The organism is Pseudomonas sp. AO-1, assembly GCF_019775695.1.
In the GTDB taxonomy this organism is placed as follows: domain Bacteria; phylum Pseudomonadota; class Gammaproteobacteria; order Pseudomonadales; family Pseudomonadaceae; genus Aquipseudomonas; species Aquipseudomonas parakoreensis.
In genome coordinates this window covers 2,517,497-2,532,727 of the sequence record NZ_CP079947.1, presented here as the reverse complement: position 1 = coordinate 2,532,727, position 15,231 = coordinate 2,517,497, and the positions used below count along the sequence as shown (strand labels likewise).

General features: G+C 59.6%; 10 protein-coding genes. 9 read left to right on the top strand and 1 reads right to left on the bottom strand.

Features of this window, described 5'->3' with window-relative positions:
* The first annotated feature begins 187 nt into the window (after nucleotides 1-187).
* The 4 genes from glcD (at nucleotide 188) to KVQ82_RS11760 (ending at nucleotide 5,427) form a co-directional block, all read left to right on the top strand.
* Nucleotides 188-1,687 carry a glycolate oxidase subunit GlcD gene (glcD, locus tag KVQ82_RS11775; RefSeq protein ID WP_222018940.1) on the top strand — a complete coding sequence of 500 codons (1,500 nt, stop codon included), beginning with the start codon at nucleotides 188-190 and terminating at the stop codon, nucleotides 1,685-1,687.
* On the top strand, nucleotides 1,687-2,736 hold the full coding sequence (gene glcE, locus KVQ82_RS11770; RefSeq protein WP_222018939.1) for a glycolate oxidase subunit GlcE: 1,050 nt from the start codon (nucleotides 1,687-1,689) through the stop codon (nucleotides 2,734-2,736). Before glcD ends, glcE begins: the two co-directional genes overlap by 1 nt.
* A 2-nt stretch (nucleotides 2,737-2,738) precedes the next feature.
* Nucleotides 2,739-3,959 (top strand): glycolate oxidase subunit GlcF, encoded by a 1,221-nt coding sequence (glcF, locus tag KVQ82_RS11765; protein ID WP_222018938.1) that lies wholly within the window; start codon nucleotides 2,739-2,741, stop codon nucleotides 3,957-3,959.
* Nucleotides 3,960-4,047: 88 nt separating this feature from the next.
* Nucleotides 4,048-5,427 (top strand): VOC family protein, encoded by a 1,380-nt coding sequence (locus tag KVQ82_RS11760; protein ID WP_222018937.1) that lies wholly within the window; start codon nucleotides 4,048-4,050, stop codon nucleotides 5,425-5,427.
* Nucleotides 5,428-5,522: 95 nt separating this feature from the next.
* Here KVQ82_RS11760 and KVQ82_RS11755 read toward each other — a convergent pair whose 3' ends face one another.
* Nucleotides 5,523-6,200: a type 1 glutamine amidotransferase domain-containing protein gene (locus tag KVQ82_RS11755; protein WP_222018936.1), complete on the bottom strand. Its 678-nt coding sequence runs from the start codon at nucleotides 6,198-6,200 to the stop codon at nucleotides 5,523-5,525.
* Between the two features lie 407 nt (nucleotides 6,201-6,607).
* Here KVQ82_RS11755 and KVQ82_RS11750 point away from each other — a divergent pair, with 407 nt between their 5' ends.
* From KVQ82_RS11750 to KVQ82_RS11730, 5 genes are all read left to right on the top strand, one after another.
* The gene (locus tag KVQ82_RS11750; protein WP_003226246.1) at nucleotides 6,608-7,123 is read left to right on the top strand and encodes an Hcp family type VI secretion system effector; all 516 of its coding nucleotides are present in this window, start codon (nucleotides 6,608-6,610) and stop codon (nucleotides 7,121-7,123) included.
* A 131-nt stretch (nucleotides 7,124-7,254) separates the two neighbouring features.
* Nucleotides 7,255-9,297, top strand: coding sequence for a type VI secretion system tip protein TssI/VgrG (tssI, locus tag KVQ82_RS11745; RefSeq protein WP_222018935.1), 2,043 nt, complete (start codon nucleotides 7,255-7,257; stop codon nucleotides 9,295-9,297).
* Nucleotides 9,287-10,024: a DUF4123 domain-containing protein gene (locus tag KVQ82_RS11740; protein ID WP_222018934.1), complete on the top strand. Its 738-nt coding sequence runs from the start codon at nucleotides 9,287-9,289 to the stop codon at nucleotides 10,022-10,024. Before tssI ends, KVQ82_RS11740 begins: the two co-directional genes overlap by 11 nt.
* Complete coding sequence (locus KVQ82_RS11735) at nucleotides 10,024-14,709, top strand: RHS repeat protein (protein ID WP_260688087.1); 4,686 nt, start codon at nucleotides 10,024-10,026, stop codon at nucleotides 14,707-14,709. Before KVQ82_RS11740 ends, KVQ82_RS11735 begins: the two co-directional genes overlap by 1 nt.
* Complete coding sequence (locus KVQ82_RS11730; RefSeq protein WP_146188728.1) at nucleotides 14,706-15,050, top strand: hypothetical protein; 345 nt, start codon at nucleotides 14,706-14,708, stop codon at nucleotides 15,048-15,050. The genes KVQ82_RS11735 and KVQ82_RS11730 overlap by 4 nt, the downstream gene beginning before the upstream one ends.
* The last annotated feature ends 181 nt before the right edge of the window (nucleotides 15,051-15,231 follow it).

Below are 15,231 nucleotides of genomic sequence, written 5' to 3'. Positions count from 1 at the left end.
GATTCATCCCCGATGGGCTGCGTAGCAGCCCCTGCCCAGAAAATGCGGTGTGTCTGATTCAGCTTAGTGCTGGAACTGGGGCTGCTCCGCAGCCCATCGGGGATGAATCCCCTCACCACAATGAATTTCCTCACCACCTTAAGTCTTATTCATCCAAAGAATTAAGGTTGGCAGAAGGTTGTGTGAAATGAACATTCTCTACGACGAACGCCTCGACGGCCCGCTACCGGAAGTGAACAAGGCTGAGCTGCTGAAAACCCTGCAGCACGCCCTCCCGGACCTCGACCTTCTGTGGCGCGAAGACGAACTCAAGCCGTACGAATGCGATGGCCTGTCGGCCTATCGCACCACGCCGATGCTGGTGGCGCTGCCCCGACGACTCGATCAGGTACAAACCCTGCTTAGACTTTGCCATCAACACCACGTGCCGGTGGTGGCCCGTGGCGCCGGCACCGGGTTGTCGGGCGGCGCGCTGCCGCTGGAAAGCGGCCTGTTGCTGGTCATGGCGCGGTTCAACAACCTCCTGCACATCGGCCCGGCGGCTCGCACCGCACGGGTTCAACCCGGGGTGCGCAACCTGGCGATATCCCAGGCGGCGGCGCCGTTCGGCCTGTATTACGCGCCGGATCCGTCGTCGCAGATTGCCTGTTCGATCGGCGGCAACGTCGCGGAAAATGCCGGTGGCGTGCATTGCCTCAAGTATGGTCTGACCGTACACAACCTGCTGAAGATCGAAGTGCTGACCATCGAAGGCGAACGCCTGACACTGGGCAGCGAGGCCCTCGACTCGCCGGGTTTCGATTTGCTGGCGCTGTTCACCGGCTCCGAAGGTTTGCTCGGGATCATCACCGAAGTCACGGTCAAACTGCTGCCCAGACCGCAGGTCGCCAAGGTGCTGCTAGGCAGCTTCGATTCGGTGGAAAAGGCTGGCCGCGCGGTGGCCGACATCATCGCTGCGGGGATTATTCCCGGCGGCCTGGAGATGATGGACAACCTGGCGATCCGCGCCGCCGAAGATTTCATCCACGCCGGTTACCCGGTCGCTGCCGAAGCGATTCTGTTGTGCGAACTCGATGGTGTCGAAGCCGATGTCCACGACGATTGCCTGCGGGTCCGCGAAGTCATGCTTCAGGCCGGCGCCAGCGAAGTGCGCCAGGCCCGCGATGAAGCCGAGCGCGTGCGCTTCTGGGCCGGACGCAAAAACGCCTTTCCGGCGATCGGCCGCTTGTCGCCGGACTACTACTGCATGGACGGCACCATCCCGCGCCGCGAGTTGCCCGGCGTGCTGCAATGCATCGCCCGCCTCGGCGCCGAATACGGCTTGCGCGTGGCCAATGTGTTCCATGCCGGCGACGGCAACATGCACCCACTGATCCTGTTCGACGCCAACCAGCCTGGCGAACTGCAGCGCGCGGAGGCGTTGGGCGGGAAAATTCTCGAATTGTGCGTGCAGGTCGGCGGCAGCATCACCGGCGAACACGGCGTTGGACGCGAGAAAATCAATCAGATGTGTGCACAATTCAACAGCGCAGAGCTGACCCTGTTCCACGCCGTCAAAGCCGCGTTCGACCCGCAAGGCCTGCTCAACCCCGGCAAGAACATCCCGACCCTGCACCGCTGCGCAGAATTCGGTGCGATGCACATTCATGCCGGACAACTGCCATTCCCCGAACTGGAGCGCTTTTGATGGCTGACGTCGACGCCAGCGGCGCCCTGCTGGATCAGGTCAATCAGGCCCGGGCCAACGCCACGCCGCTGAAAATCCAGGGTGGCAACAGCAAGGCGTTTCTGGGGCGCGAGGTGGCCGGTGAAGTGCTCGACACCCGCGCGCACTGCGGCATCGTGCGCTATGAACCGACCGAGCTGGTGGTCAGCGTGCGCGCCGGCACGCCGTTGCGCGAGTTGCTCGCGGCGCTCGACGCGGCCGGGCAGATGCTGCCGTGCGAGCCGCCGGCCTTCGGTGAAGGCGCCACGGTCGGCGGGATGATTGCCAGCGGACTGTCCGGGCCACGGCGGCCATGGTCAGGTTCGGTGCGCGATTTCGTCCTCGGCACCCGGGTCATCACTGGCCTCGGCGAACATTTGAGGTTCGGTGGCGAGGTGATGAAAAACGTTGCCGGCTACGACCTGTCACGCCTGCTGACCGGCAGTTTCGGCTGTCTCGGCGTGCTCACCGAGGTTTCGCTGAAAGTCCTGCCGAAACCGCGTCAATGCCTGAGCATCCGCCTCGATATCGACTGCACCCGAGCGCTCACCAGGCTGGCCGAATGGGGTCAGCAACCGTTGCCGATCAGCGGCGCCTGCCATGATGGGCAAAGCCTGTACCTGCGCCTGGAGGGCGGCGAAGGCTCGGTGACCGCCGCGCATCAACGACTCGGCGGCGAGCCGCTGGACTCGGTGTTCTGGCGCGATTTAAACGAGCAACGCCTGAGCTTTTTCGACGAAGGCCTGCCGCTGTGGCGCCTGTCGCTGCCGAACAATCTCGGGCCGCAAGACTTGCCCGGCCAGCAGTTGATCGACTGGGCCGGCGCGCAACGCTGGCTGAAGTCCGATCACGAGCACGTTCAGATTCTCGCCCAGGAACTCGGTGGCCATGCCACCTGCTTCACCCATGGCGCCAGCGACACACCGTTCCAGCCGCTGCCGCGCACGCTGATGCGTTATCACCAGCAACTCAAGGCGCAACTCGACCCGCAAGGGCTGTTCAACCCCGGCCGGATGTACGCGGAGTTCTAGCCATGCAGACCACCCTCAGCGAACAATCCCGACAACTGCCGCGTGCGGCCGAGGCGGAAAAGATTCTGCGCACCTGCGTGCATTGCGGTTTTTGCAACGCCACCTGCCCGACCTATCAGTTGCTCGGTGATGAGCTCGATGGGCCACGCGGACGCATCTATCTGATCAAGCAAGTGCTGGAAGGGGCGCCGGCCACCGAGCAGACTCAGTTGCATCTGGATCGCTGCCTGTCCTGCCGCAATTGCGAAACCACCTGCCCCTCCGGTGTTGACTATCACAACCTGTTGGATATCGGGCGGGCGGTGGTCGATCAGGCCGTACCGCGTCCCGCTGCCCAGCGCTTGTTGCGCGAGGGCTTGCGTGCACTGGCGCCGAATCCGGGCGTATTCAAGGGCTTGCTGCGCATGGGTACAACGTTCTGGCCCTTGTTGCCGCGAATGTTGGAAAGCAAATTGCCGCAGCGCTCGCCCGTAACCGGCTCACGCCCCGCCCCACGCCATGCGCGGCGGGTGTTGCTGCTCGAAGGCTGCGTGCAACCGGGCCTGTCGCCGAACACCAATGATGCGACGGCACGGGTATTGGACCGGTTGGGGATCAGCGTCACCCCGGTGACCGAAGCCGGTTGCTGTGGCGCGCTGGACTATCACCTCGACGCCCAGGCCAAAGGCCTCGAGCGCGCCCGACAGAACATCGACGCCTGGTGGCCGCACCTGGAAAACGGCGCGGAAGCCATCGTGCAGACGGCCAGCGGTTGCGGCGCGTTCATCAAGGATTACGGGCATCTGCTGGCGCAGGATCCGCGCTACGCCGACAAGGCGCGGCAGATCAGTGAGCGAACGCTGGATCTGGTGCAACTGCTCGCTCAGGAACCGCTGGAGCAAGTGTGCGCCGCCCGCCAGCGGCGGATCGCCGTGCATTGCCCCTGCACCCTGCAACATGCGCTGCAACTCGGCGGCGCAGTCGAAGCGCTGCTGACCCGCCTCGGGTTCAATCTCACACCCGTGCCGGACGGTCACCTGTGTTGCGGTTCGGCCGGCACTTATTCGCTGACGCAAGCGACCCTCGCCCGGCAATTGCGCGATAACCGCCTCAATGCACTGGAAAGCGGGCGCCCGGAGCTGATCGTCACGTCCAACGTCGGCTGCCAGAATCATCTGGCCGGCGCCGGACGCACGCAGGTTTTGCACTGGATCGAACTGGTGGATCAGTCGTTGGCAGAATGAAGTTCGTAGGATTCTTCGTTTGCCGCCGTCGGCGAAGGCTGCGATCTTTTCCTCCATCCTTTACGTGACCGTGGCAGGAATTTTTTTCATGACCGTGCAGCCTTTCGTCAGCCCCGACCTGATCCGTCAACGCTTCTCCAAAGCGATGTCCGACATGTACCGCGAAGAAGTGCCGTTGTACGGCGCGCTGATGGAGTTGGTGGAACAGACCAACCGTGAAGTGCTGGCCGCCCAGCCAGACCTCGCACGGCAGCTCGACAGCACCGGTGAAATCGAGCGCCTGGACATGGAGCGACACGGCGCGATCCGCGTCGGCACCGGCAAAGAGCTTGCGACCCTCGCGCGCCTGTTCGCGGTGATGGGCATGCAACCGGTGGGCTACTACGACCTGACCCCGGCGGGTGTGCCGGTGCACTCCACGGCGTTTCGCGCGGTGCATGAAGCGGCGCTGCAGGTCAGCCCGTTTCGGGTGTTCACCTCATTGCTGCGTCTGGAGCTGATCGAAGATCCCGAGTTGCGCGGTTTTGCCGAATCGGTGTTGAACCGGCGTTCGATCTTTACCCCTGCGGCATTGCAGCTGATCGAGCGGGCGGAGTCTGCCGGTGGGCTGAATGAGGAGGACGCGGCGCAATTTGTCCTGCAGGCACTGGAAACCTTTCGCTGGCATCACAGAGCCACCGTCACCGCCGCGCAGTACCAGACCCTCAGCGCCCAGCACCGTCTGATCGCCGATGTGGTGGCGTTCAAAGGCCCGCACATCAATCACCTGACCCCACGCACCCTGGACATCGATATTGTCCAGGCGCAGATGCCGGTGCACGGCATCACCCCGAAAGCGGTGATCGAAGGCCCGCCACGCCGCAAGTGCCCGATCCTGTTGCGCCAGACCAGTTTCAAGGCGCTGGACGAGCCGATCGCTTTCACCGATCAGCACGAGACACGCGGTAGCCACAGCGCGCGTTTCGGCGAAATCGAACAACGCGGTGCGGCGTTGACGCCCAAAGGCCGAGCGCTGTATGACCGCTTGCTGAATGCCGCGCGCGATGAACTGGGCGACTTTCCCAACGAAGGCAACGCCGCACGCTACAACACGCTGATGACCCGACACTTTGGCGAATTTCCGGACAGCGTCGACGGCATGCGTGAACAGGAGCTGGCGTATTTTCGCTATTTCCCCACGGAAAAAGGCTTGGCAGCGGGTAGCCTTAAGTCGGCATCGCTGGAGGATTTGCTCCGTGAGGGTCATGTGAAAGCTGAACCGTTGGTGTACGAAGACTTTCTGCCGGTGAGTGCGGCGGGGATTTTTCAGTCGAACCTTGGGGACGCGGCGCAAACGCACTATGGCGAGCACTCGAACCGTCAGGCGTTCGAACAGGCGCTGGGGCGTGCGACCATTGATGAGCTGGGGTTGTATGCCGAGACGCAGCGGCGTTCGATTGAGGAGTGTCTGGCAGCGCTTTCGCGCTGAAAGATCAAAAGATCGCAGCGTGCAGCAGCTCCTACAAATGGAATGTGTTTCCCCCTGTAGGAGCTGCCGCAGGCTGCGATCTTTTGCTTTTGCTTCTAGCGCAACCGCGACAACAGCGCGAACGCTGTCTCTTCCGACGACGCCGGATTCTGCCCGGTCAGCAGCAATCCGTCCTCACGGGTGTAGCTCGACCAGTCCGCGCCCTTGGAGAAAATCCCGCCTTTGGCCTTGAGCTCGTCCTCCACCAGAAACGGCACCACGTTGGTCAACTGCACCGCATCTTCTTCGCTGTTGCTGAACCCGGTCACCTGCTTACCCTTGACCAATGGCTGACCGTCCGCACCTTTGACATGGCGCAGCACCCCGGGCGCATGACACACCGCCGCCACGGGTTTGCCACTGTTGTAAAACGCTTCGATCAGCGCAATCGAATGGCGGTCTTCAGCCAGGTCCCACAACGGGCCGTGGCCGCCGGGATAGAACACGGCATCGAAATCCGCGGCCTTCACCGTGTCCAGTTTGACCGTAGAGGACAGTGCCGACTGGGCGGCAGAATCCTTGCGAAAGCGCTCGGTCGCGGCGGTCTGCGCATCGGGCTCGTCACTTTTCGGGTCCAGCGGTGGCTGGCCGCCCTTGGGCGAGGCCAGCGTCAGTTGCGCGCCGGCATCCTTGAACACGTAATACGGCGCGGCGAATTCTTCCAGCCAGAAGCCGGTTTTCTTGCCGGTATCACCCAGTTGATCGTGGGACGTTAAAACCATCAGGATTTTCATGTCGTTCTCACTCGCGGTGGGGAATGTTCAGACGCCTGCGGCGCAGTCGTGAGTGATTGACCGTCGCGCTGGGCGGATCGTTTCAAACGCTCGACGCTGGCACTTGGCCTTACTGCGCAACTTCTTGCGCACCTGTCCGGCAAAAAACGTGACTTATCGCGCTACAGCCCTTGATCGGAGAGGCTTACAGCCAAGTGCGCAACTTCTTGCGCAGTACTGCGCAAGAAGTTGCGCACTTTCCATCTCGATTCAATAAAAAACATCGGCAAAACCGCAAACTACAGCCGCTTCCCCCCCGGCTGCCGGGACCTTCGACAAACCTGGCACGCTCCTTGATAACAGTCAGGCACCCACCGGGCGATTTCGCCTCCCGGGCACCCTAAATTTATCCGCAAGGAGAGCACCCCATGGCAACACCAGCGTACATGTCGGTTACCGGCGAAAAACAAGGCCTGATCACTGCCGGCGCCTTCACCGCCGACTCCGTTGGCAACACCTACCAGGAAGGCCACGAAGACCAGGTCATGGTTCAGGCTTTCAGCCACGACGTGATCATCCCGCGTGACCCACAATCCGGTCAGCCAACCGGTCAGCGCGTTCACAAGCCAGTGATCATCACCAAGGTCTACGACAAGGCTTCGCCTCTGCTGCAAGCTGCTCTGACCTCCGGCGAGCGCATGAGCGAAATCGTTATCCAGTGGTACCGTACTTCTGCTCAAGGTACTCAAGAGCACTACTACACCACCAAACTGGAAGACGCGATCATCGTCGCCATCAACAACAAAATGCACAACTGCCAGGATCCAGGCAACTCGCACTTCACCCACCTGGAAGAAGTGCAGTTCACCTACCGCAAAATCACCTGGACCCACGAAGTATCCGGTACTTCGGGCTCCGATGACTGGCGTGCTCCAGTCGTTTAATTACGGCTGATCGTTACAAGCATCGACCAGCCCTGCTGGTCGATGTTGTTTACGCCCCTCCAGAATTTCGCGTGCGTTGAACCGCTTTGCGGTAGTCGACGAACGCCGCTGTACAGCACGAGGAACAAGGGATGTTCGCGCCGGCCAATGAAACCCACTTTGCCCTGACCATCGAAGGGCTCTCCGCCGATTTTCAGGTATTCACCCTGACCGGCCGGGAAGCCATCAGCCAGCCTTTTGTGTTCGAGGTGGAGCTGGTCAGTGAGCAGCCGTCGCTGGACCTCGAAACCCTGCTGCACAAACCGGCCTTCCTGCAGCTGTCGCCCGATGGCAACGGCATCCATGGCCAGATCTACCGCGCCGCGCAAGGCGATTCCGGCAAGCGCCTGACCCGTTATTCGGTGACCCTGCGCCCGCAACTGTCGTACCTGGCGCACCGCGTCAACCAACGCATCTTCCAGAACCTCACAGTGCCGAAAATCATCGGCATGGTTCTCGAAGAACACGGCATCCAGAGCAACGCCTACGAATTCAAGACCGGTTCGATCTATCCTGAGCGCATCTACTGCGTGCAATACGATGAATCGGACCTGCACTTCATCCAGCGCCTGTGCGAGGAAGAAGGTATTCACTACCACTTCCAGCACAGCGCCACGGCGCACAAGCTGGTGTTCGGCGATGACCAGACGGTGTTCCCGAAACTCCAGCCTGTGGCCTACCAGCAAGACTCCGGCATGGTCGCCAGCAATCCGGTAATCAAACGTTTCGACCTGCGCTTGGAAACCCGCACCAGCCGTACCACGCGCCGCGATTACGACTTCGAAAAACCGCGCCTGACCCTGGAAAGCGAAAACCGCGGCGACGCCCTGCCCGATCTCGAAGACTACGACTACCCAGGCCGGTTCATCGACCGCGAGCGCGGCAAGCACCTGGCCAAACGCGCCCTCGAACGCCACCGCAGCGACTTCCAGCTCGCCGAAGGCAAGAGCGATCAGCCGCTGCTGGTCAGCGGCCATTTCCTCGCCCTGACCGAGCACCCGAAAGCCAAGTGGAACGACCTGTGGCTGCTGACCGAAGTCCTGCACGAAGGCAAACAGCCGCAAGTGCTCGAAGAGTCGGTGACCAGCGACACCACCGCACTGAAAGACGATTTCCATCAGGGCTATCGCAACCGCTTCCAGGCGACCCCGTGGGACGTGCCGAACCGCCCGCCCCTACGCCACCCGAAACCGCGCATCCTCGGCAGCCAGAGCGCCGTGGTCACCGGCCCCAAAGGTGAAGAGATTCACTGCGACGAGTACGGCCGGGTCAAAGTCCAGTTCCACTGGGACCGCGAAGGTCAGGCCGACGACAAGACCAGTTGCTGGCTGCGCGTCTCCAGCGCATGGGCCGGCGCCCAATACGGCGGCATCGCCATCCCGCGCATCGGCATGGAAGTGCTGGTCACCTTCCTTGAAGGCGATCCCGATCAACCGCTGATCAGCGGCTGCCTGTACCACAAGGAAAACACCGTCCCCTACCCGCTGCCGGCGAACAAGACCCGCAGCACCTTCAAGACCCTGAGTTCCATGGGCGGCGGCGGTTACAACGAACTGCGCATCGAAGACAAAAAAGGTCAGGAGCAGATCTTCCTCCACGCCCAGCGCGACTGGGACGAAAACATCGAGCACGACCAGAAGATCCGCGTCGGCAACGAACGCCACGACACCGTCGAGCAGAACAGCTACACGGAATTCAAAGCCGAGGAACACCACACCGTCTACGCCGACCGCAAAGTCGAAGCCCGCGCCAACGACCACCTGACCGTGGGCGTGAACCAGCACATCAAGATCGGCACCGGCCAGTTCATCGACGCCGGCCAGGAAATCCACCTCAGCAGCGGCATGAAGGTGGTGCTCGAAGCCGGCGCCGAGCTGACCCTGGTCGGCGGCGGCAGCTTCATCAAGATCGACGCCGGCGGCGTAACCATGAGCGGCCCGACGATCAACATCAACTCCGGCGGCAGCCCCGGCAGCGGCACCGGTGCCGCCCCGCTGATGCCCGGCGTGCTGAAACAAGCCGACGCCGACAAAGCCGGCCAGGTCCTGACCCCGGCCCAAATCAACACCCTCAAACGCAACGCGCCGTTCTGCGAAGAATGCGAAAAATGCAAGGCAGGTGCCTGTGCCATCTGATCGACTGACACCCAAGGACTGGCTGGCACAACAGCCGCTGCAGAGTGGCGAGCGCCTGTACCTGATCGTCAGCGCAGCGAGCGATGCCGACGCGCTGAAAACCCTGTACCTGACCGAACCCACCGCCCAACTCCTGCCAATCTGGGGCGGCACGCCCTACTCCACCTGGCAACCGGTGATGCCCTACGTCACCGAACTCAAACCGAACTCGGCATTCCTGCCCTGGATCGCCGAAACCGACGCCCTCGACTGGGGCTGGCTGGCTGTCTCACGCGCCGAACCGAACGACGTGTTCGAGCACCTGCGCAGCCTGACACAGGTGAAGATGCCGGACGGGACTGAGGTGTTTTTCCGGTTCTGGGATGGGCGACATATTTACCCGATTCTGAAGGGGCTTGGGGAGAAGGCCGGGGAAGTGCTGCCGGTGTTTGAACGGTATCTGATTAATGGGCAGACGCTGGAGGTTGGGACACGGGTGTTGCCGAAGGTGAAGGATTGGCCGTGGTGGGAGGTGCCGAAGGAGTTGCTGGATGGCTTAGCCAAGGAGAACCCGACGACACTGATCAGCAACCTGATGCAGTGGCTGGAAGAAGACCGCCCGGATGTTTACAACGCTTGGCCTGAGAACAACCTGAAGCTGAAAGTCAGCCGTTTCGTGCGCCGCCCGGATGCACCGAAAAACCTTAAAGAAGCACTGTTAAACCACCTGATTCTGGAGCAAGGCTGATGGATCGCGTTGCCTTTGTTGACAACCAACTGAACACCTTCAAGGACAGTCTGAAGCTGTATCAGGAACAAACCAAAACCTGGTACGCAAGAGCCGCCGACAAGGCCAGTCGAGCCGCTGACCTGCCCTCCCTGTTGGGCATGGAGCGCGTGATCAAGGTTGGAGACACCAGTAAATCAGTGAGCATGAACGACGGTAGTTTCGCCTCGAACGTGGCTCAGTGTCCTCTCAAAGGTCCATTGCTGATCGAAAGTAAATTCGAATCGGTCTACGACATTCCGATTGGCGACATCGAAGTCGAGATCGTCGCGGTGGAAGGTGGTGCGGTCAGCAAAGTCAAACTCGACGCTCAAGGCAAAGCTGAGTGGACCGGAGGTATTCCCGGCAAGTTCTATCAGATCCGCGTTCACAACGAAGTGACACCGGCGCAGATCGACGCCCTCTTCAGCTCCTACAGCGGCGTGACCGCTGACCTGGAGGGCTTCCTGCGTAAAGAGTGGGCAGGGTTCAAACCGCAATGGTCGAATCTGTCAGCTTCGGGCACCGCGATGGCTATCGGCAACGGCATTCTTGAAGGTGGCTGGGAGGCTATCAAGGGGGTGTGGGATGGCATCAGTCTGGTGCTCGATATCCTGCAAGACCCGAAGAAATTTGCTAAGGATCTTGGGGCTGGTGCTGATGAGCTGATCAAGGTCGCCAAAAGCTCGCCAGATGTCATGAAAAAGGCCATGTTGCTGGCCAGTGACGAAGCCGCACTGTTCCTGCTGGTGCGCAGTGCAGTGATCTGGTTGGCCGGTTTGCCACCCATGAAGATGGCAGGCGACGTGGCGAAAATGACCACAGCGATCGTCGTTGGTATCGCGATCGACATCGTGATTGGTGTGGTACTCACCATCGCAGCCGAAGGCACCGGGATCATCTATCTCGCTGCCCGACTCAAGAAGTACGGTGAGTTGGTGCTCAACGCCGTCATCGGTTTCGTGAAGTCGTTGTTCAAGATCATCAACGGCTTTATGGAATACGTCGCGAAGTACACAGCTGTTGCGGCGCGGGGTGTGACGGCCAAGGTGAGGAATGGTATTTCCGAGTTGCGTTTTGACGGGAAGAAAAACGCCAAACTCGCGGATGGCAAAATAGCCGACGATGCTTCCAAACAGGCAAAAACGCCTGCCGAGAAAAGCGCGGAGCCGGCAGCCGACACTTGCACCAATGGATGTCCGGTTTCAATGGTTACCGGTGAAGAACTGTTGACGCTGACCGACGGCCAACTTGACGGTCTGCTGCCGTTTGAATGGACCCGTCTCTACCGAACCAGTGCAGTGGAAATCGATTGTGGCCTGGGTTATGGCTGGAGCCATGCGCTGGCGCATCGCCTCGAGATCAGTGGCGACGAAGTCATCTGGACCGACCACGAAAACCGCTCGACACCCTTCCCCCTCCCAAGCGAACAACGTCCGGCAATTACCAACAGCCTGTCGAAGGCAGCGATATTTCTTGGAGACGATCCGTCAGAACTGGTTCTGGCACAGGCAGGCAAACGTCCATCGTTCTACCACTTCCGCTTCAACAGCAAAGGCGCCACCCTGATCGCCATCAGCGACAGCTATGGCAATCGGCTGCACGTCACGCGCGATATCCACGGTCGGATCAAGCGTCTCGATAATGGTGCCGGTCGCGCCCTGCTGCTGCGCTACGACCGCAAACACATTATCGCTGTGGACTATCAACAGTTCCTGCCGGCGGACAACCTTGAAGATGCCTGGAACACCGTTCAAACGCTGGTGACATACAGCTATGACGCACAGCACCGTCTGATCGAAGCGAAGAACGCGGCCGGCGAAGCCGAGCGCTATCGCTACAACGATCAGCACGTGATTCTGGAGCGCCAACTGGCAGGCGGCGCGGCCTTCTACTGGGAGTGGGAGAACGAAGGCAAACTGTCTCGCTGCATCCGTCACTGGGCCAACTTCTCGCAGATGGAAGCGCACTACGCCTGGGACGATAAAGGCAGCGTAACGGTAACCAACGCCGATGGCAGCGAAGAGGTCTACACCCATGACGACCAGGCGCGACTGATCAGCAAGATCGACCCGGACGGCGCCGAACATCTGAAGGCCTACAACGACAAAGGTCAGTTGATCGCGGAAAAGGATCCTTTGGGTGCTGTCACCGAATACCGGTACGACGACAACGGACTGATGACTGCTGTCATCCCGCCGGAAGACGAAGCCACCACGTATGAATACATCAATGGTTTCGTCAGCGATGTTCATCGCGGCAAAGCCAGTTGGAAGTACCAACGCAACCGTCAGGGCGACATCACCCAGCAAATCGACCCGGATGGCAATGCCACGCTATACAGCTACGACGCCCAGGGTCGCCTGCTGGAGATCCGCCACCCCGACGGCAGCCGCCATCAACTCGGCTGGAACAATCTCGGACACTTACTGGAAGAACGCCTGCCGGACGGCGGTCAACGCAAATATCGCTACGACGCACTGGGTCGGCAGATTACCCGCCAGGAAGAATCCGGCGCCATCACCCACTACCAATGGGATGCGGCCAACCGCCTGGCACAAGTCACGCTGCCGGGCGGTGCAACACGTGCCTTCACCTACAACGCCTATGGCAACGTCACCACCGAACGCGACGAGCTCGGCCGTATCACCCGCTACGAATACGCCGACAACCTGCACCTGGTCAGCCGCCGCATCAATCCGGACGGCAGCCAACTGCGCTACCGCTACGACAACTCGCGTCTGTTGCTCACCGACATCGAAAACGAGCGCGGCGAGCATTACCAGCTCGATTACTACGCGAACGGCCTGATCCAGCAGGAAACCGGCTTCGACGGTCGCCGCACGGCCTACGAATACGACCTCAACGGCCAGTTGCTTAAGAAAACCGAATTCGGCGATGACGGCAGCGAACTCGTTACCGAGTATCAACGCGACGCCGCTGGCCGTCTGCTGGTAAAAACCCTCGCCGATGGCGAGGAGATTCATTACAGCTACGACGCCCTCGGTCGCCTCGTAAACGTCGACGACGGCCACTGGCCGCTCGCCTACAAGTACGACCTGCAAGACCGCCTCATCGAGGAACACCAAGGCTGGGGCACCCTGCGCTACGAGTACGACAGCGTCGGCCAGCTGAGCCATTGTCGCCTACCGGATGGCAGCACACTCGACTACCGCCACCTGTCCGGCGGACGCCTGAGCAGCATCGACCTCAACGGCTCACGTCTCACCGCTCACCAGTTCAGCGCCGGTCGCGAACAACAGCGCCAGCAAGGCCTGTTGCTCAGCCAATACCAATACGACGAACAAGGCCGCCTGCAAGCCCACACTGTCGGTCAGCGTGATAAAAACCTGTTCCAGCGTCGCTACAACTACGACGCCAACGGCAACCTCGCCGGCATCGACGATAGCCGCAAAGGCAATCGCAGCTATCACTACGATCCGCTCGACCGGCTCATCAGCGTACGCGGCGCTACACCGGAGAGCTTCGCCCACGACCCGGCGGGTAACCTGCTCGGTCAGAACAACGAAGGCACGGCCAACCTCGCCAACGTCAAAGGCAACCGTCTGCTGATGCAGGGCGACCGTCATTACGACTATGACGCCTATGGCAACTTGATCCGCGAACGTCGCGGCACCGGCCAGAAACTCGTTACCGAATACCGCTACGACTGCCAGCATCGCCTAATCGGCGTCAGCCTGCCGGGTGGCAGCACCGCGTTCTACAAATACGATGCCTTCGGTCGTCGTATCGAAAAAACTGTCGATGGTCAGACCACCGAGTTCTTGTGGCAAGGCGAACGGCTGATCGCCGAAAGCGCAGACAATCGCTATCGCAGCTACATTTACGAGCCGGGCAGCTTCCGTCCACTGGCGATGCTTGATGGCGAAGGCCCGCGCAAAGCCACGCCGTTTTACTACCAACTCGACCACCTCGGCACACCGCAGGAACTCACCGACTACAGTGGCGAGATCATGTGGTCCGCGAAGTACCGCGCCTACGGTAACCTCGCTGCGCTGGACGTCAGCGAAATCGATAACCCGCTGCGCTTCCAGGGTCAGTATTTCGACGCCGAGACAGGGTTACATTACAACCGGCACCGCTACTACAATCCGGGCACTGGGCGGTTTTTGACGCCGGACCCGATCAAGCTTGCGGGCGGTTTGAATAGCTACCAGTATGTGCCTAACCCTACGGGGTGGGTGGATCCGTTGGGGTTAAATAGCACTAATTGCCCCAAGAAGGTTGATACAAGCGACTATCAAACACGTAAAGACCTAAGAACAGATGTTTATGATGCAAAGCGCCCAGAAGGTAGGCATGCCACAAAGCACACAAATGCGCAATCGGCAGAACAAGCGAAATCGCTCAGCCTAGGTCAAGGGAGTCGTGACGGAAAACCAGAAGCCTCTTATTTACCGGATATCGCGAATAACGTCAGCGGTTTTGAGAAGCAGGCGGCTTATTCAGCGGTACGCGATGGGAATGTATTTGATCATGGGGGTTCAAGATATATGTTTTATAGATCGGAAACCCCCGTTGGATATAACAATGGTGAACTAACAAACTGGGTTAGGATTGAACTTTCCAAAGCTGGCGAACCTGTCATACACAGTTTCCCGGCCTCACCCGATCAAGTTAAAAAATACATGGGCAATGTAAAATGAGACCAAAACTCAAATATGAACTTCAACCAATTCGAGTGCCAAGCGGTTGGACAGTTACAATCAACAACCTTTTTGAAGTTGAATTAACGCCAGAAACCAGCGACTGGTTCACTTGCTCAGTACTATTGGGCGGAGTGCGTCGAAGTAGCGGGCACTGCTTCGATTCTAGAGTAGAACCAGAGGGCGACCCCAATGGAGAGTTTGTAATTGATTTCCTGAAAATCGATTATGACCAAAAAGGAAAACCGGTTAAAAACTCCGAAGTTTTTCTTGGTGAGTTCAGAACCAAAAGCAAAATTGAATTCATTAAAAAAATTGAATCATTCATGATCGAATCGTGAGATACAGACATTTAAAACCCAGCACTCACCAATACAGCCAAAGCAAATAAAGCAAGAGGGAAATTTATTTTTCACACTTTACAAAAGACACTGAAAATAAATTCACTCCCTTTTTTTAAAATGCCCTTCTGCTATCCAACCTGAATGGGTAAAGACCTGTAGATACGGCACAACAGATCTT